Source organism: Pseudanabaena sp. PCC 9330 (assembly GCF_055795045.1).
The window spans coordinates 22830-45433 of the sequence record NZ_JAYFES010000096.1 but is presented as its reverse complement, the minus strand read 5'-3'; the positions used below and the strand labels follow the sequence as shown (position 1 = coordinate 45433).

The following is a 22604-nucleotide window of genomic DNA, read 5'->3' as shown; positions in this document are numbered from 1 at the left end:
AGAGTGCATCCGCGCAGTGATGCACCATCGCAGGGTCACTATTTGGCTAGCCCCGGTTGGGCTGGGCCAATACCGTTGGCCCCTAAGCAATCCACCTACTTCGAATCGGGATTATATCGAATCCTGGCTAGCACCTCTGATGCAGCAGGGCGAATGCCATTCGCCCCTACGAGTTGGCCCTTTGGGCCTTAGGGTTTTGGCAGTCGGATTTGACGTAAACATACTACAAGCTGTCACACATCCCCACCTTTCTCCACTAATAGACAAGCGAAAAACGGGAGGTGGTAGCCCATGTCCATCTTTAACCAGACGATGAGAGCTGTCTTAGACAGCAAGCTCTACCCCGGCGAGGGGGTGATTCACTCCGTGGTCAAGCCAGGGTTGGAGTGGGTCGTGCGCGTCAACGGTGTCTACTGGAAGGCCCGGTCGGCCTTGGCTAGCTACAGCTTTCAAGCGGGGGATGCCATTCGCCCTATCGATCGCCAGGGCAACACCCTGCTGATCGAGCCAGCCTGGCGGATTTAATCTTGCTCAAGGCCAAATCCTGTCTGTATACCCCTGGTTTTTAGGGGCATTGCAATGCCATGCTCCCTAAAAATTATCGGTTCTGAATCGGGATTGTGTGACGCTCAGCAAGAAAATTTGTCCAACTCGGTCACACTTTTGTGCCAGCGCCCACTACCCCACAGACAGTTTAATCACGCACCCCGTTCGTTGAGGACATAGACCGATGGTTATCAACTTTGCGATTCCAGATACCGATGTAGTCGATATTTCCGATCGACTGCGCTCTAGGGGATGGATTGCGATCGCAATTCGCTTTACCCAACAGGTCTTAAACAGCATCATCACCTTAGTAAAAAGTCGCCGTCAGCCGCCACCGCCGCAGCTTAATCCAAGCAGTGGGTTGAGCGATTTGGTCAATGGCCCCGACTGTACTTTTGACTATACAGCTGCGTTAACCCCTACCAATCCTGACTGGTATCTGTTTTTTTCTGTCAGCCCCCCGCTCACCCTACGAGGAAACCACCATGGCTAAGCCCCCGCAGTGTCCTGAGCAGACGCCTGACCATGAGCTGATTCATGAATTTGTCACGGCAGTGAGTTATTTACTCATGTCAGACGAATTCAAAGGAACTGCCCTGTATAAGTTTCTGATTCGGTTTGCTCGACAGTGGCATATTCCCTACGTCGATCTTGATGAGGTCATCGTTGAAGCTGTCACTCGGGGTATTGCCTACATTCGCCAGCACAATCAACCGATCAAAAAGCCTGAAGCCTGGCTTCGTCAGGTCTGTCTGAATATTCTCAGAAATCGGGTCGATGCGGCGATTAAAGATGAACGTAAGGTGGTGGCTCTGACTACCCTCACTAGCCCCGCCAAGAGTCCATTAGTCGAGTCAGAACTGATTGAGCAGCTGGAATATCTTGAGGTTGCTCTCAACCAGCTTTCTAAGGAAGATCAGTCTCTCATTCGCATGAAGTTTCTCCATCGTAAAACCTACGAACAAATACGCCATCACTATAAGCTGATGGCCCAGGGTGACTCAGTGCCTACGGTTCAGGCACTGAGAAAGCGAGAGTCTCGTGCTCTAATGCGGCTCAGAGAAACCTTTCTAAAGCTGTACGAAGGAGATGCCAGTCAAACGCCCTAGATGTGTAGGCAAATCTGATCCAAGTCCAGAGGTAAAGTCTTGCTTTTAGAATGACTCTAGATCTTGATCTGGACTTGGTCTGCATGTTGATAAAGGTATCTTCAGGAAACATCAAAGATTCACAGTAAAAAATCATTCCATAACTTTGTAAGTAGTATCGTTAAGTGGTCTAATCTCTTGACCTACTTGCAATATCTCAAGCACTCGGAGCGTTCAGCTAAACACCATGAAACCTCCCACCCTGGATCAGCAATTTCTCTCTCATCTGAGCTCAGATCAAAAAGCCCAGGTGTGGAACTATTACCTGTTGATCACCAATCCAGATCTCGATTCTGAAGAGCAGATCGATCAAGTTGCTCAAATTTGGAAGCGTGCCGAAGATGACGATCGCCTGCTTGAATGGCTAGAGTTTATCGACTATTTCTACACTGACGTAGATGAAAACGATCTGCCTACCGCAGCCAATCGGGCCTACCTCAGCGAATATCTCACCGAAAAGGTTGACCTATTTCCCCAAAACGATAGTTTCTACGGGCCGATTTTTCTTGAGTGTCCCCAGGGGAAGGGCTACGTGGTGGTGCAGGGAGATGGTCTAGAGCCCCAAGATCCTAGTTTTCAACAGCAGCGGTGCAGTCACTGCGGATTTAAGTATGGCGACCACAGCTCTAGCCTGCAGCAGGCTCCATTTCTAGAGCCCTAGGGGGCAATCGTATGGGCGCTGCCCTAAAAATCAGAAGGGGCTTAATCTCTGGAGCTTGTTAGCAGCCATAATGGGGCCAGACTTAGCGCCTACCGACCATGCCTGACCTGCCCCACCGCGCCAATTCACCAGCCTGGCAAATTCGCCAGGGGTTTCAAAACCTGGGGGAATGGTTTGAGTACCAGTTTTCTAAGGTCGATGTGGATAGCCCTGACATTCCCCAGTGGCCCTGGCTTCGGCCCGTGGCAGAGGGGTTGTTTTGGTGTGCGATCGCCGCTCTTACCCTCTGTACGGCATGGCTGCTCTACCGAGGTATCACCGCCTACCTCAGCCAGAGTCAGCGGCGAGTGCGTCCTACCCAACGCTCCACTCCTTCTGAAGCTGCCCTCAAGCATGCCGCCCACTGGTGGCGCGAGGCCCAGCGGCTGGCTCAGCAGGGTGACTATGCCGCCGCCTGCAAAGCCCTCTACATGGCGGGGCTCGCCCGGCTCAATGACACCGAAACGGTGCTCTACCGCCCCAGCCGCACCGACGGCGAGTACCTGGATTGTCTAGTCGCTAGCCCCAGCCGCCCCTACGAACTGCTGATTCGCACCCACGAGCGCATTGTCTACGGCGACGCCCCAGCTACGGAGGAGACCTACCAACGCTGCTGCCGCGCCTACCAGGAGATCGCCCAGTCGTGATGCGATCGCTCCCCCAGCGCCGCCTCTTGGTGGGATTGTTGGCCCTGGCCCTGCTGCTGGGTTTGCTGATTTTGGGTGCGCCCGCCACTAGCCGATCAGACAGCGGCTCGACCTGGCACCGTGGCCCGGCAGGCTATAGTGCCTGGTACGAATCCTTGGCACAGCAGGGAATTGCCGTACAGCGTTGGCAGCGCCCGGTAGAGGCGCTATTGGAACAATTGGGCGACCCAGCGGAGACCACCGTCACCCTGATTCAAAATCTGCCTGCGGCCTCTGAGACATTGCTTGTGGTGCTGTCAGGGTTTATCGATGAGCAAAATTTACCGTCGCTGCTACCCTGGATGCCCCAGTGGGTGGAGGCGGGCCATCGGCTGGTGGTGCTGGGGGTCAAGACGCCAGCCACGGCGGCTCCCTTTTCGCAAACCCTGACCAGCGAGGCAGGCGCGGTAAAAATCGACACTCGCCGCCGCTATGGGGCCAGTTCTACCCAGCAGGTGATTTTAGAAGATGACTACGGGGCGGTGGTGTGGCGACAGGCGTTTGAATCGGGCCAGTTTGTGGTGGCCGCAACCCCTCACCTCGGAGCCAATGCCTACCAAAACCAGCCGGGCAATTTTGCCTTTTTGACGGAGCTGGTCGCCGAGGCCGGTGGCCGGGTGTGGGTGGATGAGTACCTGCACGGCTATCGGGATGAAGAAGCGATCGCCGCCGAAACCAACGCCGACAACTGGCTGAGCTACCTGGCCCGCACGCCGCTAATTATCCTGGTTGCCCAAGCTCTAGCCGTCATCCTAATCGCCCTGCTAGCCTTCAACCGCAGGCTGGGCCAGCGGCGATCCCTGCAAACCCCCACCGTGGACAACAGCCAGGCCTACATTCAGGCCCTGGCCGGGGTGTTGCACAAGGCCGGTAGCCACGACTTTGTGGTGCAAACCCTCAGCCAGGCCGAGCGCATTCACCTGCAAAAATCCCTGGGCCTGGGGGAAAAGCCTGTGCCTAACGAGCAACTGCAAGCCGCCTGGAATGAACAGTCCGGTCGCTCTACCACTGACCTGGCGGCAATTCTAAATCCGCCCATCCCCAGGGGTGAAAGCCAGCTACGCGACTGGCTCCAGCGGGTACAATCCCTTCATTACTCCGGCAACACCCCAGGAGACACCAGCGGACATGAGTGAGCGCCAGAAAGAGCAACAAAGTGATCTACAGGCGGCGATCGCCCGCATCGGCACCACCCTCAGCGGCGTGGTGGTGGGTCAGGAATCCCTGGTGCAGGAGCTGTTGGTGGCCCTGCTGGCCGGGGGGCACGTCATTCTCGAAGGGGTGCCCGGCACCGGTAAAACCCTGATGGTGCGCGCGCTGTCGCGGCTGATTCAGGCTGACTTTGGCCGCATTCAGCTCACCCCCGACATTCTGCCGTCAGATATCTCGGGCACCAATGTCTTTGACCTCACCAGCCGCACCTTCACCCTCAAAAAAGGCCCGGTTTTTACCCAGGTGCTGCTCGCCGATGAGATCAACCGCACCCCGCCCAAAACCCAGTCGGCCCTGCTCGAAGCTATGGAAGAACAGCAGGTCACCCTCGACGGCACCAGCCACCCGTTGCCCGACCTGTTTTGGGTTGTGGCCACCCAGAACCCTTTGGAATTCGAGGGCACCTATCCTCTACCCGAAGCCCAGCTCGATCGCTTTCTCTTTAAGCTCGTTGTCGGCTACCCGGCCCCAGCGGCGGAGAAGCAAATGCTGCTCAATGCCCAGGGTGGATTTGAGGCCAAACGACTGGATGTGGGTCAGCTCAAGCCCGTCGTTGCGGCCAAGCATATTCTCGCCGCCCGCCAGGCCGTCAAGGCCATGCCCGTGCAGGAACCTATCCTCGACTACCTGCTGGCCCTGGCCCACAAAACTCGCCAGCACGGCGATCTAGAGCTGGGGGCCTCGCCGCGAGCCACCGTGCAGTGGCTGGCCGCCAGCAAAGCCCACGCCTGGCTCAATGGCCAAGAGTTTGTCACCCCCGACAATGTGAAAGCCGTGGCCCTGCCCCTGCTGCGCCACCGGCTGATGCTGGGGGCAGAGGCGCAGCTGGATGGGCTGAGCTGCGATCGCGTCATTCAGTCCGTGCTCGACAGCGTCGCGGTGCCCCGCTGATGGCGATCATCCCCACCGGGCGCACCTACGGACTGCTGCTGGGGGGCGGGCTGGCTGTCACCCTGCTGACCAATTTTTTCGACGCACCTAACCGCCTCATCGTGGCCCTGCTCGCTCTGCTCCTCTTTGATGGCGCAGTTCTAGCCGCGATGGTTTGGGATGGGTTCCGCGTCAAAGCCCGTCGCGTCACGATCACGCGAGATCCGCTGCACCGCCTGTCGATCGGGCGCGATAATCCAATTTCGCTCCATGGGGAAGCTTCCACCCCCGTGCGTCTGCGCCTGTTCGACAACTACCCCACCGCCTTTGACGGCACCCCCATGCCCCTAGAGGTTGCTCTGAATGGTAAGGACGCCGAGACCGTCACCTTTACCGTCAACCCCAAGCAGCGGGGCGAGTACCCCTGGGGCGATCTGCACATTCAGCAGCGCAGCCCCCTGGGCCTGGCCTGGGCCGACTGGCAGGTGCCCGCCGCCGCCACCGTGGCCGTCTACCCCGACCTGATCGGGCTGAATCAGCTTTCTGTAAAACTGGCCCTGCAAGCCACCGGCACCCTCAAGCAAAAGCGGCGTATGGGCGTGGGCACCGAGTTTGCCGAGCTGCGCGAATATGGCACGGGCGACGACCCCCGCTTCATCGACTGGAAGGCCACTGCCCGCCTCAGCCAGCCTCTGGTGCGGGTGTTAGAACCGGAGCGCGAGCAAACCCTGCTGATTTTGCTCGATCGCGGTCGATTGATGACCGCCCAGGTGCAGGGCCTCACCCGCTTCGACTGGGGTATGAATGCGGCCCTATCGCTGGCGCTGGCGGGGGTGTCACGGGGCGATCGCGTTGGCCTGGGCGTGTTCGATCGCACCCTGCACACCTGGCTACCCCCCAAGGGCGGGCGGGCCAACTTTCAGCAGATGATCGAGCGCCTCACCCCCATCGAGCCAGTGCTCGAAGAATCTGACTACCTGGCCGCCGCCACCCACGCCGCCCAGCAGCAGCACCGCCGCTCTCTGGTGGTCATCATCACCGACATTGTCGATGAAACTGCCAGCGCCGAACTGCTCTCGGCCCTGGCCCGCCTGCGGCCCCGCCACCTGCCCTTTTGCATTACCCTGCGCGATCCGGCGATCGATCGCCAGGCCCACCAGCCCACCACCGAGGTCGATGCCGCCTACCAGCGCGCCGTTGCGTTAGACTTGCTCAGTCAACGGGAAGCCGCCTTTGCCCGCCTCAAACGGCGCGGGGTGCTGGTGCTCGACGCCCCCGCCCACCAGATCTCAGAACCTCTGGTCGAGAGCTACCTGCGCATCAAGAGCCAGGGCAAACTGTAGGGGGCAGTGCATCTATGGGTAATGACCTTAACTCGCTCGAAAAATCGGACAGTCTCGAAAAGTTGACAACACCGGATAGCAGCAGTTCCTTCAGCATATTCATGCCAGCAGAGCCAATGATTACCGGAAGTACAATTAGCCGACGATGTATATTAAGGCATTTGTCAATTGCTAGAACATTTGATCAATAAATGTAGTTCTGGCCAGGAATTGATTGAGCAGATACTTGAGCCAAATGTTGATTGAGTATCAGACGTAAACGTCAGTGATTGCGTCCCTGCTTTAGGGAATAGAGCTTGCAAAAATTATGCAGACAACAAGTCCATACAGCAGACAGCTGAGGGATCTTGGTGAGGTTGCCAACGTTATCTATTGCCGCTTATCTTGGTCGTTACACTGCTGAGTCACCAATGAGGAGGAAGAATGCTCACGAATTTCTCCTGCCGTTTAGGTTAGAGATCAGCGCTACGATCGCCCATTTTGAAAATTGTCTCCTGCTAAATTCAATCAATGGACATAATCGACCAAATTCGCCTTGACTATCAGCGCTTTCCCCATGACCAAAGCTACCACCTCTACGCCGATGACGTGTACTTTCAAGATCCGCTAAATAAGTTTCGTGGTGTCGATCGCTACCGGCATATGATTGGCTTTATCAGCCGCTGGTTTAAAGATGTTGACCTGCAACTGCACGATATTAAATATGTCAGCCCCAGCCACATCACCACCCACTGGACCCTGAGCTGGGTGGCCCCGGTGCCATGGCAGCCGCGCATGAGCATTCCCGGCCGGAGCGAACTAGGACTAGGCGAAGACGGCAAGGTCATCTCCCACATCGACTATTGGGATTGTTCACGACTGGCGGTGTTGAAGCAGGTATTTAGCTTAAAAAGCTAGGCCATGGCTGGCTGGGCTGCTTGGCACTATAAAGAGGGTAAAGTAGCTAATCTCTGCGGTTTAGGTGGAGAGGCGATCGCCGCAGTTACTGCCAAAATCGAGATAGACCGGAAGAGGATACCGTTATGCGGATGTTACAAAAGGCTCTGGCTGGGGCTTGTTTGCTATTTGGGCTATCGATCACGCTACTCGCGACCACCCAACTGATTGGCTCCGACGATGACGATTGGGAGGATCGGGCTGAGGCCAGTGCTGCTTTGGTGCTGTTTGGCCTAGCTCCCACAGCCCTAGGCAGTTGGCTAGCGTGGAATCTACGCCACAATAACCAGCAATCATCTCAAGCGCTGGCGCTCCAGCAGGAGCAACTTTTTTTACAGCTGCTTCAAAGTCAGTCAGGCGACCTCACCATTGTTCAATTTGCAGCGGCAGCGCAGATACCTGTGGAGCAGGCCAAGGCGTTTCTCGATCAAAAAGCCCAGCTGCTCAACGCATCCTTTGATGTCAAAGATACTGGGGCAATTGTCTACCGCTTTCCGCTGTAGCGGTCTAGAGATACTCACGGCCTAGGTAGGTTTGCAGCACCTCAGGCACGCGCACCGAGCCGTTGGCCTCCTGGTAGTTTTCTAAAATGGCGGCCATGGTGCGGCCAATGGCTAGGCCCGACCCGTTGAGAGTGTGCACGTACTGGGTGCCCTTTTGACCAGCTGCTTTAAACCGCACGTTGGCGCGGCGGGCCTGGAAATCTAAACAGTTCGAGCAGCTAGAGATCTCCCGGTAGTTCTCAGAAGAGGGCATCCACACCTCAAGGTCGTAGGTCTTGCAGCTAGCAAAGCCCAGATCGCCGGTACAGAGCGCCAATACCCGGTAGGGCAGCTTCAGCTGTTGCAAAATGTCTTCGGCATCGCTCACCAGGGCTTCTAGCTCGTCAAAAGAATGGTCGGGGTGGACGAACTTATACATCTCCACCTTGTTGAACTGGTGCAGGCGGATCAGACCCCGAGTGTCTTTGCCGTAGCTGCCTGCCTCGCGACGGAAGCAGGGGGTGTAGGCGCAGTAGTGAATGGGCAGCTGATCGCTGGTGAGAATATCGTCGCGGTGCAGGTTGGTGAGGGGCACCTCGGCGGTGGGGGTCAGCCAGAGGTCGTCGTTGAGGCACTGGAAGCTCTCTTCGGCAAATTTGGGCAACTGGCCCGAGGCGGTGAGCGCGGCAGAGTTGATCAGGTAGGGAGGGCTGATCTCGTCGTAGCCCGCCTTGGTGTGGCGATCGAGCATGAAGGAGATCAGCGCTCGCTCTAGGGCTGCCCCTGCCCCCTTGAGCACCACAAAGCGGCTCTGAGCAATTTTTTCGGCGGCGCGCTTAAAGTCAAGAATTCCAAGAGTTTCGCCAATTTCCCAGTGGGGTTTGGCGGGCTGCTGGGGCAGATACTCGTCGCCCCAGCGGCGCACTTCGACATTCTCGGTTTCGTCTTTGCCGACGGGGGTGGTGTCGCTGGGCAGGTTGGGTAGGCCCAGCAAAATCGCTTCGATCTGGGCTTTGAGCTCGCGTTCTTGGGGTTCTAGGGTTTGTAGTTCGGCCTTGACCTGGTTGCCTTCATCTTTGAGGGCGGCGACTTCAGGGCCGTTGGGGGCGGCTCCGGCTTTGATGGTTTGACCTACCTGTTTGCCAATTTCGTTGCTGCGGGCCTGAAGCTGCGATCGCACCGTCTCCAGCTTTCTCTGCGCTTGATCTAGCTCCAACAGAGCCGTGAGATCGTAGCCACCCCGCTGGCTCAGTGCTGCCTGCACCCGCTCCGGGTTTTCTCGTATTTGCTTTAGATCGAGCACTGCAAATTCCCTAAATGCGATCTATCAACGTAGGGCCTATCAACCTAGGCAACTCCGTCGCCAATACAAAAGAATATCAGCAAATACAGTGAATCCCCCGACATGGCAAGGGCGCATTCTCATCGGGGGATGGAGGATCTACGAGGGTGAGATATGGCAACCTGAGGTGATTCATGCCGTTAGGGCAGGCATCTTGTCGGTGCAGGCGAGACGCCCGCCCTAGGGATTGGCATGATTCACGTAGAATTGCCGTCGGAGAAAATTTCCCTAAAACACCTGCTCAATTTCAGCGATCTCGGGGATAAACTCCCGCAGGCGACGCTCAATGCCCATGCGCAGGGTCATGGCAGAGCTAGGGCAAGAGCCACAGGCCCCTTGCAGGCGCAGCTTCACCACGGGGCCGTCGATTTCGACCAGCTCCACATTGCCGCCGTCGGCCAGCAGGTAGGGGCGCAGCTCGTCGAGCACTTGCTCCACATTGGGGGCAGTCAGGGCAAGGGTTTCCATAGGGTTATATCCGCCAAACACAATTGTGAACTATTTCTATTCTAGGGATTTTGACCCCAAATCAAAGTATCAGATCGAATCGTTGCCATTAGTTCCCAGAGATAGATGAATTCGGTGAGCAGGTTAGAGCCTAGAAGAGCACAAAACATATCCCTCCCCGGGGCATTTGCCTGAATTTCTCTAATTAATGCGATCGCGCTTCTCATTTCTTCACGGCAGCTTGTCCCCTTCTTCCTTAGACTGAATCTTAGACAGGCGAAGCTTTAGATCGTCAAAAATCTCAGCTTCATTGGCACCTGTGCATCACGCTCCCCAAGCCCCCAAGGAAGAACTTTTTTATGCCGTTTACTCTCGATTCAGCCCGCAACATCTTTCCCAGCACCCTGACTGCTGATGCGGTACCCGCTACCATAGCCCGCTTCACCCAGCTAAGCGCCGAAGATCAGCTGGCATTAATTTGGTTCGCCTACCTCGATATGGGTAAGGGCATCACCATTGCGGCCCCTGGCGCGGCCAGCATGCAGTTTGCCGAAGCGACCATGAACGAGATTCGCGCCATGTCGTTCCAAGAGCAGTCCCAGGCTATGTGTGACCTAGCCAACCGGGCTGACACCCCCATTGGCCGCACCTACTCCACCTGGTCGCCCAATATCAAGCTGGGGTTCTGGTACAAGCTCGGTCAGTGGATGGAAGAAGGCTTTGTGGCTCCCATTCCCGAGGGCTATCAGCTATCTGCCAATGCTTCAGCCGTGCTGCAATCGATTCGCAACCTAGAGTCGGGCCAGCAGATTACGGTGCTGCGCAATGCCGTGGTCGATATGGGCTTTGACCCCAAGCAGATGGGGGCTTACACCCGCGTGGCCGAGCCGGTAGTGCCACCTATAGCCACCGACAAACGCCGCCAGGTCACCATCGAGGGGGTCGATAACCCCACCGTGTTGGCCTACATGAATAACCTCAACGCCAACGATTTTGACGCCTTAATTGAGCTGTTTACTGACGACGGTGCTCTACAGCCCCCGTTCCAGCGGCCAATTGTGGGCAAAACCAACGTGCTGCGGTTCTTTCAAGAAGACTGCCAAAACCTCAGCCTGATTCCTGAGCGAGGGGTGGTCGAGCCCGCCGCCGATGGGTTTACCCAGATCAAGGTGACCGGCAAGGTACAAACCCCCTGGTTTGGTGCTGGGGTCGGTATGAATATTGCCTGGCGATTTTTGATCAACCCCGAGGGCAAGATCTTTTTTGTCGCCATTGACCTGCTGGCCTCCCCCAAAGAACTGCTGAATCTAGTGCGATAGAGCATTGGCGCTTCATAGCGAGAAATGCGCCCCTGCTGGAGCCATGACTGCAAGTTTGGGTCGATCGCAGCCCATTGGCCCGGTAGTTTAGTCAATCTGGCCGGGCACAAACCACAAGCCACCCTCAATCTGGGGGTGGCTTGTGGTTTATGAGAGTTTGCAAAATTCTGTAATATATCCTTAATATAGAGAAACATCGATGGTCGCTAGACCGCCATAGCCGAGGGTTGGCAACCACTTAGGGTTAGCCCTAGGTGGTCACTGTGCCTTGAGTAGCCATGCTGCTGTCCAAGGATTTGTTTAGCTACCTGTAGCCGTTTTCAATCCTCTTTTTTCAAATCTCTAATCATGCAGACCAGTGAACTCCAGTGGACCGCCCAGGAGCAGTCCATTGCTAAGAATGCCTTCGATAAAGCCTATGGCCGAGAAATTCAGGCGCTAGTGCAGCTGGTGCGCGACCAAGCCAGCTCTCTGGCTAGTACCGAGGATGTTTGGCGGCTGCACGACTTTCTCAGTGCCCGTCGCCACGAACTCGATGGCAAGTACGACGAGCGCGAGTCGGCGCTGTTGTTTGTGTTTGCTGATCTGGTCAAAGAAGGTTGGCTCAGCCTAGGTGATCTAGAGGGGCTAGACACCCTAAAGCTCTCTAAGATAACCGCCCTAACCCGCATGATGTAGTCGTTGGTTTGATCGATGGCGGAAACGGGATGCCTGAGATCAGGGCAAAGCATTTAACCATTTGGGCTGGCCGTTTCGGCTGTCCACAGCCAGACAGGGTAATCAGTCTACAAAATGCAGGTTTAGCGAAATTCTTATCCCCAAAGATAGGGAGCCAAGGGGGGCAACCTGCCTAAGCCTGAGACCATAGACTAAAAAAGGGAGAGTGAATGCCACTCTCCCTTTTTTTTATTTAATTTCTAGGTGCTGTGTCAGAACCTTACATCAGGCCAATTTGAGACAAAATGCCTTGGCCGGTCATGAACTCGGTAGCGACGCCGATCACGAAGCCCAGCATAGCCAAACGGCCATTCCAGGTTTCTGCAAAGTTGACAAAGCCGAACTTGGTTTCGTTGGTTTCCATGGTGGATATCTCCTAGGTGTATAGAGGGGCAGAAATCAATATCCTGTTACTTAACGTAACATGTTTTTTGGGGGGCGTGGGTGTGGAAACGATGACTTTATTCGATGCTTAAGATTTAATCGCCCAATGCTGGTTGTCTTCACGCACCCGGATCCAATCTTTTGGCTACAGGTTGGTTAACCAAGTAACAATGCCGTGGCCTGTGGCCGCTTCAAACAACAGGGCAGACACGAAGCCAATCATGGCGAGACGACCGTTTAGCTTTTCGGCATACTCGTTGAAGCCAAACTGCTGGCTGTCGTCAACGTAGACTTTGGGCTCGACGGCGAAATTATTTAGACGACCGCCTTCTTCGGTGGTGTAACCGTTAGTGGTCATGGGGGGTTCTCCGTTGCTTCTGTAACTCTACTGTAACGCACTGTAAACAAATATTACGAGTCTGTTTGCAAAACGAAGGTTTTGATCACTGCGCAGCACTGCGTCTAGGTGCTTGGCATCCCCAGGCGGGCTAGGCTGAGCCCCAGGCTAATCTGGGGAATGATGGTTTCGCGGCGGTAGCTATGACCTTGATTGATTTGCATGACCATACGGTGTTGGTGACCGGGGCTTCTCGGGGGATTGGGGCTGCGATCGCCCGCACTCTGCACGAGGCTGGGGCCGCCGTTATTCTCCACTACAGCCAGGGTGAGGCTGAGGCGACGCAGCTTGCTGCTCGGTTGGGGGGCGATCGCACCCATTTAGTACAGGCGGATCTTGCTCGGCTGGGGGCGGCGCGATCGCTGTGGCAGCAATCTCTCGCCTGGCGCGGCGACATTAGCGCCGTGGTGAACAATGCCGCCACGATGCCCGCCGCCCCTATCACCGCCGAGTGGGACCAGTGGGCGGCGGCCTGGCACGATACGCTTCAGGTCAACCTGATGGCGATGGCAGACCTATGCCGTGAGGCGATCACGCATTTTCAAACTAGGGACGGCGGTACCCTTGTCAACCTGGCCAGCCGAGCCGCCTTTCGTGGCGACGGGCCGGAGTTTATGGCCTACGCGGCGTCGAAGGGCGGGGTAGTGAGTCTGACGCGCTCCATTGCCAGGGGGTTTGCGGCAGATGGGGTGCGGGCCTATGCGATCGCGCCCGGCTTTGTGCGTACCGATCGCATTGAGCAGGTGATGGCTGAGCGGGGGGCAGAGTATGTAACGCGCGATATTCCTATGGGGGCACCGGCGGAGCCGCAGGATATTGCCAATTTGGTGGCGTTTTTGGTGGCGGGGCTAGCGCCCCACGCGACGGGGGCGACGTTTGACGTCAACGGGGCGTCGTATTTTCATTAGTCCTACTCTCATGAGACTGGATATAAAAGGGGGTAGCGCGTTCCAACGCACTGCTTAGGCTAGATATTGACGGCACCAGGCCCAACGGGCTAATTCGATCAACCCAAAGGGGAGGTTGATTCAGAAGGATGCTCTTAAAGACTTGTCAAGGCTTAGTTAAGAAACCTATTCCCCCAAGAATAGAGTGATATAAACGAAGGTAACAGCTCAACCACCGGTATCTCACTTGGGAAACCGTAGATCATAAATACCCATGGCTAGTCTTACGTCTTCCCACGGTTCAGGCGATCGCTTTTACTACTTCGCCTACGGGTCTTGCATGTGCCCGGTAGATCTGAAGCGTTCTCTGGGCGAGAGCACTCACGCCTACGTCGTTGGGCCAGCCATATTAAAAGGCTATCGACTGGGTTTCTTTAGGCGATCGCAGTTGCGCGACTGCGGCGTCCTCGATGTGGTGCCCCACCCTGGCAGCACCGTTCAGGGCGTGCTATACCATCTGCCCTGGCGACTCAGCCCCGCCCTTGACCGGCGCGAAGAGGGCTACTGCCACGAGCGGGTGACCGTGCTTCACAACGGGCAGGCCTATGCCGAAACCCGCACCTACTCTGTCATTCATAAAACCCACGCCGAAATCGCCCCCAACGAGTGGTATACCAACGTGGTGCTGCGCGGTGCCGCCACCTGCGGCCTGCCAGAGGAATACTGCTGGAACCTGTTTCACCACATTCACTCGCTCCAGCGGCAACAGGCCGCCGAGCCAATGCGCCGTACTGCCTAGCATCGGGTCGGGCCATTCCCTATAATGAGGGCACATTCTAACCCTTCACCCCCACCATCCCCGTGACCCAGACGCCGCTTTCGCCTCGCCCCGCCGTCACCGCCCCTCGCCCCGATGCCCTGGGTCGTTTTGGCCAGTTTGGCGGCAAATACGTGCCCGAGACTCTCATGCCCGCCCTGTTTGAGCTAGAGCAGGCGTTTTACCAATACCGCGATGAGGCTGGCTTTAAGGCCGAGCTCAACGGTCTGCTCAAAGACTATGTGGGTCGCGCCACCCCGCTCTACTTTGCCGAGCGGCTCACGGCCCACTACCGCCGCCCCCACGGCAGCGGCCCCGATATCTATCTCAAGCGCGAAGATCTCAACCACACCGGGGCGCACAAAATCAACAACGCCCTGGGGCAGGTGCTGCTGGCCAAACGCATGGGCAAGCAGCGCATCATTGCCGAAACCGGGGCCGGGCAGCATGGGGTGGCCACCGCTACGGTGTGCGCCCGCTTTGGCTTGCAGTGCGTCATCTACATGGGTGTGCAAGATATGGAGCGCCAGTCGCTCAACGTGTTTCGCATGCGGCTGATGGGGGCCGAAGTGCGCGGCGTCACGGCAGGTACCGGCACCCTCAAGGACGCCACCTCCGAGGCCATCCGCGACTGGGTGACGAATGTAGAAAATACCCACTACATTCTTGGTTCGGTCGCCGGGCCGCACCCCTACCCGATGATGGTGCGCGATTTTCACGCCATCATCGGCGAAGAGACCCGCGCCCAGTGCCAAGAGAAGTTTGGCGGTCTGCCTGATATTTTGATGGCCTGCGTCGGCGGCGGCTCTAACGCCATGGGCCTGTTCCACGAGTTTGTGAATGAGCCCACTGTGCGAATGATTGGCATTGAGGCGGCGGGCAGCGGTGTGGCCAGCGGCAAGCACGCGGCGACACTGACCGAGGGCCGGGTCGGTGTGCTCCACGGGGCGATGAGCTACCTGCTGCAAGACGGCGAGGGGCAGGTCATTGAGGCCCACTCTATCAGCGCCGGGCTTGATTACCCTGGCGTTGGCCCCGAGCACAGCTTTTTGAAGGATGCGGGCCGGGCCGAGTACTACAGCGTCACCGACCAGGAGGCCCTAGATGCCTTTCAGCGGGTGTCGCGCCTGGAGGGGATTATTCCCGCCCTCGAAACCGCCCACGCTTTCGCCTATCTGGAAACCCTCTGCCCTCAGCTAACGGGCAATCCCCGGATTGTGATCAACTCTTCGGGCCGGGGCGACAAGGATGTGAATACGGTAGCTAAGGCGTTGGGCGGGCTGGAGTAGAGCTTGCCCCGGCTGGATGGTTTAGACCACGGATTCAGTCCACATCACGGCTTCAATCAGGGATGGGATTGCAGATGAGCGCAGACACCAACGTCCAGCCCAAGTCGCTCTACGACCAGGACTACCAGCTCTGGTTAGATGAGACCGCTGCCTATCTGCAATCTCGCAACTTTGACGCGCTCGATTTGGAGAACCTGATTGAGGAAATTGAAAGCTTGGGTGGAAGCGATAAGCGATCGCTGAGCAGCTACCTAATGCGGCTCTGTGAACACTTCTTTAAGCTGTGCTATTGGGAGTTTGACCGCGATCGCTGCTTTCGCGGCTGGGATTTGGAGATTGCTAATTTCCGCGTCAGGATGCACCTCATCTTGAGAAATAGCCCAAGTCTGAAACGATACCTGGAAGAAAACTTTCTGGCAGATTACAGCAGTGCGCGTAGGATTTTTCTAAAAGCCAGTGATTTGAAGAAAGAAACCATTCCGGAGCAGCCCTGGTTCACCCTAGAGCAGGTGCTAGACCCCGACTGGTTGCCCTGGCAGCCTGAATTAAAAAACTCAGAAACTACAGAATAGGAACCCCATGGCCGACGGTTTTGAAATCTGCGATCGCGATCTCACCCCCGATCTGCTGGCTCGCTACATGCAGGCCAGTGCGATCGCCTGCGATACCGAGACCATGGGCCTGCTGCCTTTGCGCGATCGCCTCTGTCTGGTGCAGCTCTCTGACTCTGAGGGCTATGTCTCGGTGGTGCGCATCGAGCTGGGCCAAACCGATGCCCCTCTGCTGAAAGAGCTGCTCGAAGCCGCCGGCATTCTCAAACTGTTTCACTTTGCCCGTTTTGACCTGGCCACCCTCAAGCACAACCTGGGCATTACCGTCGCTCCAGTATTTTGCAGCAAAATTGCCAGTAAGCTGAGCCGCACCTACAGTCCTCGCCACGGGCTCAAGGAATTGGTTAAAGAGCTAGAGGGCGTCGAACTCGACAAAACCGCCCAAAGCTCTGACTGGGGCAATGCGATGAATCTCTCCGACGAGCAGCTCCGCTACGCCGCCAACGATGTGCGCTACCTGCACAGCATTCACAGCACCCTCACCGCCATGCTCAAGCGCGAAGGCCGCTGGGAGCTGGCCCAAGACTGTTTTAACTGCCTGCCTACCTTTGTCGCCCTTGACCTGTTGCAGTACCAGGGGGTATTTGAGCATTGATTGCAACAGAGATGTCTCAGCGGATCCTAACCAAAAGAATAGCCCCTTGCAGGGCGCGAGCTTGAGCCACTGGGTCGGTTGCCTTGAGATTTCAGACAAGTTTTAGTTAGAACACTCTCAGCCCGGTACGATGGGGTTGTCTGTCTCTATGACTACTCACCAGAGGAGAGCAACCATGAGCGTAGATAGCAAAGACTTCCAAGACGAGCTGCAAAAGGCGATCGACTACGCCCACCAGATCACCACCGAAAAGGGCGAAACCTCCCCCGAAGCCGCCGCCGCCTGGGATGTGGTTGAAGAAATGCGGGCCGAGGTCTCGCACCAGCACCAGGTCCCTAAGAAGACTGGCTTTGACAAGTACCTCGAAGAAAACCCTGAAGCCCCCGAAGGGCTGATGTACGATACCTAATCCTAAATCCTGCTCGCCTACCCCCGATTCGGCAGGGCGAACCGCTGTTTGCTCCTACAGGTTGGCCGGTTGGAAATCGGGGGTATGGAATTTGGATGCGGTATAGGAACAGCGATCTGCCGGTTGTGACGGTATAGCCTATGGAATCGTCAGCCCCAGAATTCCTGAGAATTCTGGGGCTGACGCAGCTGAGATCAGAGGCCCAATAGCAGACCAGCGGCCTGTCTCGCCAAGCCTATGCGGTGGCAACTTGGCACTCTACCCTATAGGCCCACCATCAAGCCTTGGGCGAGCCCAGCGGCCCCAGCAGCAAGAAGGGCCAGGGCATCTCTAGGTCAGGCACCAGGCCTGCGTACTGCCTCAGGGCTGGCACTGCGTAGGGCAGCACAAATCGCAGTGACCTGAGCGACGCAGGCCGTTCACCCTCTGCATCGACCACCCCATACTCCCTGGCCAGCTCCGCCACAATCTGTACCTGCCCGGCTCGGCGCATCACGGTGGTATCTGCTGCTAGGGCCGCAATGACCCGCCCGGTCAGCAGTGGTGTTTCCCAGTTGTAGTGCTGTTGGATGGCCTCGGCCTGCCCACCGGGGCCATCCCCTAGTCCCATCTCGGCGGCAAACTGGGTCATCAACTCGGTGCCGACAATGCCCGGCCAGATCGAGAGAGAGGTGACCTGGTGGGGCTTGAGCTCAATGGCCATGTCTGCGGCCAGGCGATCGCAGGCTGCCTTGCCCACCCCATAGGGCACCCCAAAGATGTAGGACAGCCCACCCCAGGAGGACAGGGTGCAGATCAGCCCCCGCTGACGCGGCACCATCAGCCGGGCCGCATAGACGCTGGTCACGTAGTGGCTCCGCAGCCCTACCCCGTTGCAGGCGTCCCAAAAGTCTGGCTCCGACTCCCAGAAGGGCTTGCCGTAGGCCGCTCTGAGGGCGGGTACCCCGGCGTAGGCGTTGTTGACCAGTAGATCGAGTTGGCCGTTTTGGTCGGTTTGAATGCGATCGCAGAGCGCTTTGATCTGCTCATCGTCGCTGTGGTCGACCTGCACCGGAATCGCCACCCCGCCTGCCTGCTCCACCGCTGCGGCTGTTGCTTCTAGCGACCCGGTGGCCTCCGGCGATGCCGTCAGGGTGCGCCCGGTGATGTAGACCGTGGCCCCCGCTTCGCCCAGGCCCATGGCAATGCCTTTGCCCAGACCACGGGTAGCTCCGGTCACCAGGGCGATCTTTCCTTCAAGCGGTTTCATCTGATTCTCCAGTAGCAACAGTCAACTCGGCCAGCTTGCGCCTGTACATCGGCATAGACAGGGCAAAACCAACGGCAAAGGAGATGGCGAACATCAGGGCCGGACATAGAGCAGTCTCTGGGAAAGCGGCCCCTCTATTGTCCGATCCTTTTTGGGTGAAGGTAGGGCTACTGAGCAACTCGTGCGAGGCCAAGTCTAGCCTTTACGATTGATGTCCGTAGAGATCCTGCGTCATTAAGGAATGAAATTGTCGCCTGGGTGGGCAACTCAGGCGCGAAGAAATCCGCTCTGCCCAAGGGGGATGGCAGCAGGTGAGTCGGCTAGGTAACTCGGGCGATCGCCTCTTTTAGAAAAGCCTTCAGCAGGGCGTCGCGCTGGTTGAGGCGAAACTGCTGCTCAACCACGGTACTCATGCCGCCGTCGCCCCAGCTCTGGTTTTGGCGAAAATATTCTACAAAGCTTTTGCCCGCAATGCGGGTGAGATAGGCACCGCTGGCTCCCTTCAGGGCGCGCCCGGCCAGTACCGTGGCCAGGTTGGTTTGCAGCCCCAGGGCCAACAGGTCTAAGGTACCTTTGACCAGGCCGAGGCCGGTGAGGGTTTTGGCCACTGACAGAGCCAGGGCTTTGCCCTCCTCAATGCTGACCTCGCAGCCGTAGATCTGGCTCAGCTCGACCACCATCTGCGCGTTGATGGCGGCGGTAGCCAGGTAGTCGAGGCCGGGCAGGGGCGTCATGGCGATCGCCCCTGCTCCTAGCCACTGATAGCGATCGATGATGGCCTCGGCTTCGGCCTGGCGCTGGCGGTCGATCAGCTGGCGGGCATTGTCGCCGATCTGCTGGGTTTGCAGCAGCAGGTTGTCGGCAATTAGCGTCTCACCCTCCTGGCGGAGCACATCGGCGAGGCGCGCTTGCAGGGGTTGTAGGTTGGGGCGCATTTGCAGCCAGCCGCCGCCCACTTGGGGGAGGGGCTGGGGCTGGGCCGCTACGGCCACCACATCGTCGGCACCCAAGGGCGGCATGACGCGCGATCGCAGCCGTTCTAGCAGCACTTCTAGATCGGCGGTGGGGTAGCGGTCGGCCTTGTTGATTACCAGCAGCAGACGCTTGCCCAGGGCCAACAGCGATCGCAGCACCACGTACTCTGCCTGGCGCAGATCGTCGTCGACCACAAAGAGTATGAGATCGGCCCCGGCAGCGGTGGCACGGGCCTCAGCCTCGCGCTCGGTACCCGCCACCCCCACCTCCTCAATGCCGGGGGTGTCGATCAGCTGAATGGCCCTGGGAGCCTGCGGAATCTGCCAAGAGTAGCTCTGCTGGGTTTGAGTGGTGCCCAGGGTCGGCCCCACCTCGCCCCGAGGCTGCCCCAGCAAACCATTGATCAGCGCCGTTTTACCAGCAGAGCCCACGCCAAAAACAGCAATAGTGAGGTCGCGATCGCGGGCCGCTACCCTGAGGGCTTGGGCCTTTTGACGCAGTGCCTCCCGTGCCACCTGGTCTTGAATTTGGGCCACCTGATCGTGTACCGCATCCAGGCTCGCCGCCGCCGCTGTCGCCCGGTCGCGAGGGGCACTGGGCAATCGCTGTCGCCGCCGGGGTCGTAAAAAAGGCCGCAGGTGGTACAGACCATAACCCACTGCCCCGGCTAGTGCGGCGAGCAGGGAACCCAACACCAGCCGCGCCAGCAGGGGCGACAGCAGCGCCAGCCCACCGTACAGACGCAGCAGCGAGTCGGCCAAGATGGCCACCGCCCCCAGACCTAGCAGCAGCCCGACAAAAATCAGCCCCCAGCGCCACCGTGCCATGTCTACTCTCTCTCCTGGGCGATCGGTTTAGCCCAGGGCAATCCGTGCAGAATAGCGCAAAAAAGCTCTCTGTTAATCAGTCAATGATCTCCATAAAAGCGCTGCGGCATAGGCATTTGATAGATGCCTATGCCGCAGAAGACTGTCCTCGGCCTCTGACAATGGCCCAGGCGAAGTAAAGCGCAATCCTAAGACTAGAGAGGATTGTGGGAAAAGCGGTTGCTGCGGCTAGACCGTCCGCCGCCGTCACCGCCGCCCCCATCATCGGTGCGGGGGCGCGCCTTATTGACCCGCAGTTCGCGGCCCAGCCATTCTGCCCCGTCTAGTTCAGAGATTGCCTGATCTTCTTTAGTTTCGTCGGCCATATCGACAAAGGCAAAGCCGCGCTTGCGACCTGTCTCACGATCTATGGGCAGGCTAATCCGGGTGACTTCGCCGTACTCAGCAAAGACACTTTTGATATCGTCCTCAGATGCCTGAAAGGACAAGTTACCAATGTAGATAGTCACGAGTCTCTCCGAACCAAAATCGATCTATGGATTCCTGAAACCCTGGCCTAGTCAGGCCAAAGCCCAACTCTAGACACTGTAAATTTCAAGAATTGCATGCCATAATAGCCGATTCAATATTGGTTGGCGGTAGCCCATCTCACACCTAGAGCAGTTCCTAGGGCTCGGTTAGCACCCACTGCACTAGGGTGCGTACCCCAAAGCCGGTGCCCCCAGGGTTGTTGTAGCCCGCTTCTTTTTCGGTCCATACGGGGCCAGCGACGTCGAGGTGCGCCCAGGGGGTCGACACCACAAACTGCTTGAGAAACAGGGCGGCGGTGATCGACCCGCCGGGGCGGGGGCCAGTATTTTTCATGTCGGCCACGATCGACTTGAGCCCGTCAAAGTATTTCTCTTCCATGGGCAGTCGCCAAAACTTTTCGCCAGCGGCCTCGGCGGCGGCGGCGATCGCCCCAGCCAGCGGGTCATGTTCACTAAACAGCCCGGCGATGTCGTCGCCCAGCGCCACAATGCAGGCTCCAGTCAAAGTGGCTAGATCGACGATGGCATCGACCTCCAACTTCTCAGCAAACACTAGGGCGTCGGCCAGGGTGAGGCGACCCTCGGCATCGGTGTTGTTGACTTCAATAGTCTTGCCGTTTGATGCCGTGAGAATGTCGCCGGGGCGCATGGCGCTGCCGCTGATCATATTCTCGGCGGCGGCGCTGATAAAGTGCACCTCGGCGCTGGGTTTGAGCTGGGCGATCGCCTTGGCCGCCCCCAAAATGGCCGCTGCGCCACCCATGTCAATCTTCATCATCTCGATGCCGCTGCCGGTGGGCTTGATATTCAACCCGCCCGAGTCAAAGGTTAGACCTTTGCCCACGATCGCCAGTTTGCGAGTGGGGGTGCCAGACGGTCGGTAGGTGAGGTGAATAAACTTGGGCGGTAGGTCAGAGGCCTTGGCCACCCCCAGGTAGGCCCCCATGCCAAGGGCTTCACACTGATCTTTTTCGAGAATCTCCAGCTCTAGACCATGGGCGGTGGCGATGTCTTGGGCGGCCTGGGCCAGGGCGGCGGGGGTGACCACGTTGGCCGGGGCCGACACCAGCTCACGAGCCAAAATCACCCCGTCACAGATGGCATGGGCAACGGCCAGACTAGCCTCCTGGTCGGGTAGCCCCAGCAGGTGAATCTGATCTAGGTTGACTTTGCTAGGCTTATTCTCTGACTTGAAGCGGTTGTCCTGGTGCAGCGCCAGGGTGACCCCCTCGGCCAGAGCCTGGGTGGTGAGGGCGGCATCGTCTTTGGCGATGGGCAGGCTCAGCCCCAGGGAGGCACACTTTTCTTTTTTTGCTAGGCGAGCGGCGGTGGCGGCGGCTCGGCGCAGGGTTTCAAAGGTGATGGCCTGGGCTGCCCCTAGGCCAACGATGCCCAGTTTGCGAAAGCCAACCCCTGGCCCCACACGAACGACGGCGGTGGTGCCCTCTTTACCCGTAAACTCGGCCTCGTCAATCAGTTCTTGCAGGAGCCCTGAGACGCGGCTATTGAGATCAGCCAGGGTGCCCGTTAGCGGTAGGGCCTCTTCGCTAAAACCAATGATCAGAGCGTCGCCAGACCAGTCTAGATGGGAGGTACCAGATGCGTGAAATTCCATTCAACCTTGGGGCTAGTTTTCTCTGTTTACTATAAACCCAGAGCACCATCCCGGGCGGAGTTGGCTATGGGGTGCAACACAATGGGATGGGTTCGCTAGTATTAGGACGGCAAAGGAAAAGCTACCGATCCTAAACTGGACTTGCTCTGAAAATTACCCTGGTTGGGTCATCCTTTAGGGGGTCGCCTTGGCGACATGGACGATTGGTATAAAAGCGAGAATCAAAGCGAGAGAATTTAGAGATCGCGCCCATAGGAATCAAGTTTGTGGA

The 22604-nt window shown here is 57.7% G+C and carries 26 protein-coding genes; 18 read left to right on the top strand and 8 right to left on the bottom strand.

Annotation, left to right across the window (positions count from 1 at the left end; genetic code table 11):
- The first annotated feature begins 291 nt into the window (after positions 1–291).
- From AC0QKW_RS10420 to AC0QKW_RS10375, 10 genes are all read left to right on the top strand, one after another.
- Entirely contained in the window at positions 292–525 is a 234-nt protein-coding gene (locus AC0QKW_RS10420) for an NfeD family protein (RefSeq protein ID WP_473151002.1), read from the top strand.
- 205 nt (positions 526–730) lie between these two features.
- Entirely contained in the window at positions 731–1039 is a 309-nt protein-coding gene (locus AC0QKW_RS10415) for a hypothetical protein (protein WP_473151001.1), read from the top strand.
- Positions 1032–1655, top strand: a complete 624-nt coding sequence (locus AC0QKW_RS10410; RefSeq protein WP_473151000.1) for a sigma-70 family RNA polymerase sigma factor — start codon at positions 1032–1034, stop codon at positions 1653–1655. The genes AC0QKW_RS10415 and AC0QKW_RS10410 overlap by 8 nt, the downstream gene beginning before the upstream one ends.
- A 226-nt stretch (positions 1656–1881) precedes the next feature.
- Positions 1882–2355, top strand: a complete 474-nt coding sequence (locus tag AC0QKW_RS10405) for a hypothetical protein (protein WP_473150999.1) — start codon at positions 1882–1884, stop codon at positions 2353–2355.
- Positions 2356–2453: 98 nt separating this feature from the next.
- Complete coding sequence (locus AC0QKW_RS10400; RefSeq protein WP_473150998.1) at positions 2454–3041, top strand: DUF4129 domain-containing protein; 588 nt, start codon at positions 2454–2456, stop codon at positions 3039–3041.
- Positions 3041–4216: a DUF4350 domain-containing protein gene (locus tag AC0QKW_RS10395; RefSeq protein ID WP_473151010.1), complete on the top strand. Its 1176-nt coding sequence runs from the start codon at positions 3041–3043 to the stop codon at positions 4214–4216. The genes AC0QKW_RS10400 and AC0QKW_RS10395 overlap by 1 nt, the downstream gene beginning before the upstream one ends.
- Positions 4209–5183 carry an AAA family ATPase gene (locus AC0QKW_RS10390; RefSeq protein WP_473150997.1) on the top strand — a complete coding sequence of 325 codons (975 nt, stop codon included), beginning with the start codon at positions 4209–4211 and terminating at the stop codon, positions 5181–5183. Before AC0QKW_RS10395 ends, AC0QKW_RS10390 begins: the two co-directional genes overlap by 8 nt.
- Positions 5183–6505: a DUF58 domain-containing protein gene (locus AC0QKW_RS10385; protein WP_473150996.1), complete on the top strand. Its 1323-nt coding sequence runs from the start codon at positions 5183–5185 to the stop codon at positions 6503–6505. The genes AC0QKW_RS10390 and AC0QKW_RS10385 overlap by 1 nt, the downstream gene beginning before the upstream one ends.
- Before the next feature lie 510 nt (positions 6506–7015).
- Positions 7016–7402, top strand: a complete 387-nt coding sequence (locus AC0QKW_RS10380; protein ID WP_473150995.1) for a DUF2358 domain-containing protein — start codon at positions 7016–7018, stop codon at positions 7400–7402.
- A 125-nt stretch (positions 7403–7527) separates the two neighbouring features.
- Entirely contained in the window at positions 7528–7944 is a 417-nt protein-coding gene (locus AC0QKW_RS10375; RefSeq protein ID WP_473150994.1) for a hypothetical protein, read from the top strand.
- Between the two features lie 4 nt (positions 7945–7948).
- On the opposite strand, the gene serS is transcribed toward AC0QKW_RS10375, so the two are convergent.
- Both serS and AC0QKW_RS10365 read right to left on the bottom strand, forming a co-directional pair.
- Positions 7949–9226, bottom strand: a complete 1278-nt coding sequence (gene serS, locus AC0QKW_RS10370; RefSeq protein ID WP_473150993.1) for a serine--tRNA ligase — start codon at positions 9224–9226, stop codon at positions 7949–7951.
- Between the two features lie 267 nt (positions 9227–9493).
- The gene (locus AC0QKW_RS10365) at positions 9494–9733 is read right to left on the bottom strand and encodes a NifU family protein (RefSeq protein ID WP_430710925.1); all 240 of its coding nucleotides are present in this window, start codon (positions 9731–9733) and stop codon (positions 9494–9496) included.
- A gap of 338 nt (positions 9734–10071) precedes the next feature.
- Between AC0QKW_RS10365 and AC0QKW_RS10360 the strand changes: the two genes are divergently transcribed.
- Positions 10072–11031, top strand: coding sequence for an orange carotenoid-binding protein (locus tag AC0QKW_RS10360; RefSeq protein WP_473150992.1), 960 nt, complete (start codon positions 10072–10074; stop codon positions 11029–11031).
- A 348-nt stretch (positions 11032–11379) separates the two neighbouring features.
- Positions 11380–11709, top strand: coding sequence for a hypothetical protein (locus AC0QKW_RS10355; RefSeq protein ID WP_473150991.1), 330 nt, complete (start codon positions 11380–11382; stop codon positions 11707–11709).
- Between the two features lie 259 nt (positions 11710–11968).
- Here AC0QKW_RS10355 and AC0QKW_RS10350 read toward each other — a convergent pair whose 3' ends face one another.
- Both AC0QKW_RS10350 and AC0QKW_RS10345 read right to left on the bottom strand, forming a co-directional pair.
- A complete protein-coding gene (locus AC0QKW_RS10350; protein WP_473150990.1) occupies positions 11969–12112 on the bottom strand; it encodes a high light inducible protein in 144 nt (47 codons plus the stop codon).
- 165 nt (positions 12113–12277) lie between these two features.
- Positions 12278–12490 carry a high light inducible protein gene (locus AC0QKW_RS10345; RefSeq protein ID WP_473150989.1) on the bottom strand — a complete coding sequence of 71 codons (213 nt, stop codon included), beginning with the start codon at positions 12488–12490 and terminating at the stop codon, positions 12278–12280.
- Positions 12491–12672: 182 nt separating this feature from the next.
- On the opposite strand from AC0QKW_RS10345, the gene AC0QKW_RS10340 reads away from it, so the two are divergent.
- From AC0QKW_RS10340 to AC0QKW_RS10315, 6 genes are all read left to right on the top strand, one after another.
- Positions 12673–13437: an SDR family NAD(P)-dependent oxidoreductase gene (locus AC0QKW_RS10340; protein WP_473150988.1), complete on the top strand. Its 765-nt coding sequence runs from the start codon at positions 12673–12675 to the stop codon at positions 13435–13437.
- A gap of 253 nt (positions 13438–13690) precedes the next feature.
- Entirely contained in the window at positions 13691–14215 is a 525-nt protein-coding gene (locus tag AC0QKW_RS10335) for a gamma-glutamylcyclotransferase (protein ID WP_473150987.1), read from the top strand.
- 62 nt (positions 14216–14277) lie between these two features.
- The gene (gene trpB / locus AC0QKW_RS10330) at positions 14278–15522 is read left to right on the top strand and encodes a tryptophan synthase subunit beta (protein ID WP_473150986.1); all 1245 of its coding nucleotides are present in this window, start codon (positions 14278–14280) and stop codon (positions 15520–15522) included.
- 74 nt (positions 15523–15596) lie between these two features.
- Positions 15597–16094, top strand: a complete 498-nt coding sequence (locus AC0QKW_RS10325; protein ID WP_473150985.1) for a DUF29 domain-containing protein — start codon at positions 15597–15599, stop codon at positions 16092–16094.
- A 7-nt stretch (positions 16095–16101) separates the two neighbouring features.
- On the top strand, positions 16102–16728 hold the full coding sequence (locus AC0QKW_RS10320) for a ribonuclease D (protein ID WP_473150984.1): 627 nt from the start codon (positions 16102–16104) through the stop codon (positions 16726–16728).
- Between the two features lie 175 nt (positions 16729–16903).
- The gene (locus tag AC0QKW_RS10315; protein ID WP_473150983.1) at positions 16904–17137 is read left to right on the top strand and encodes a CP12 domain-containing protein; all 234 of its coding nucleotides are present in this window, start codon (positions 16904–16906) and stop codon (positions 17135–17137) included.
- Positions 17138–17414: 277 nt separating this feature from the next.
- Here AC0QKW_RS10315 and AC0QKW_RS10310 read toward each other — a convergent pair whose 3' ends face one another.
- The 4 genes from AC0QKW_RS10310 to AC0QKW_RS10295 form a co-directional block, all read right to left on the bottom strand.
- Complete coding sequence (locus tag AC0QKW_RS10310) at positions 17415–18386, bottom strand: SDR family NAD(P)-dependent oxidoreductase (RefSeq protein WP_473150982.1); 972 nt, start codon at positions 18384–18386, stop codon at positions 17415–17417.
- A gap of 320 nt (positions 18387–18706) precedes the next feature.
- Positions 18707–20188, bottom strand: a complete 1482-nt coding sequence (locus AC0QKW_RS10305; protein ID WP_473150981.1) for a YcjF family protein — start codon at positions 20186–20188, stop codon at positions 18707–18709.
- A gap of 194 nt (positions 20189–20382) precedes the next feature.
- Positions 20383–20697, bottom strand: coding sequence for an RNA recognition motif domain-containing protein (locus tag AC0QKW_RS10300; RefSeq protein WP_473150980.1), 315 nt, complete (start codon positions 20695–20697; stop codon positions 20383–20385).
- Between the two features lie 157 nt (positions 20698–20854).
- Positions 20855–22333 (bottom strand): leucyl aminopeptidase, encoded by a 1479-nt coding sequence (locus AC0QKW_RS10295; protein WP_473150979.1) that lies wholly within the window; start codon positions 22331–22333, stop codon positions 20855–20857.
- Positions 22334–22604 lie beyond the last annotated feature (271 nt).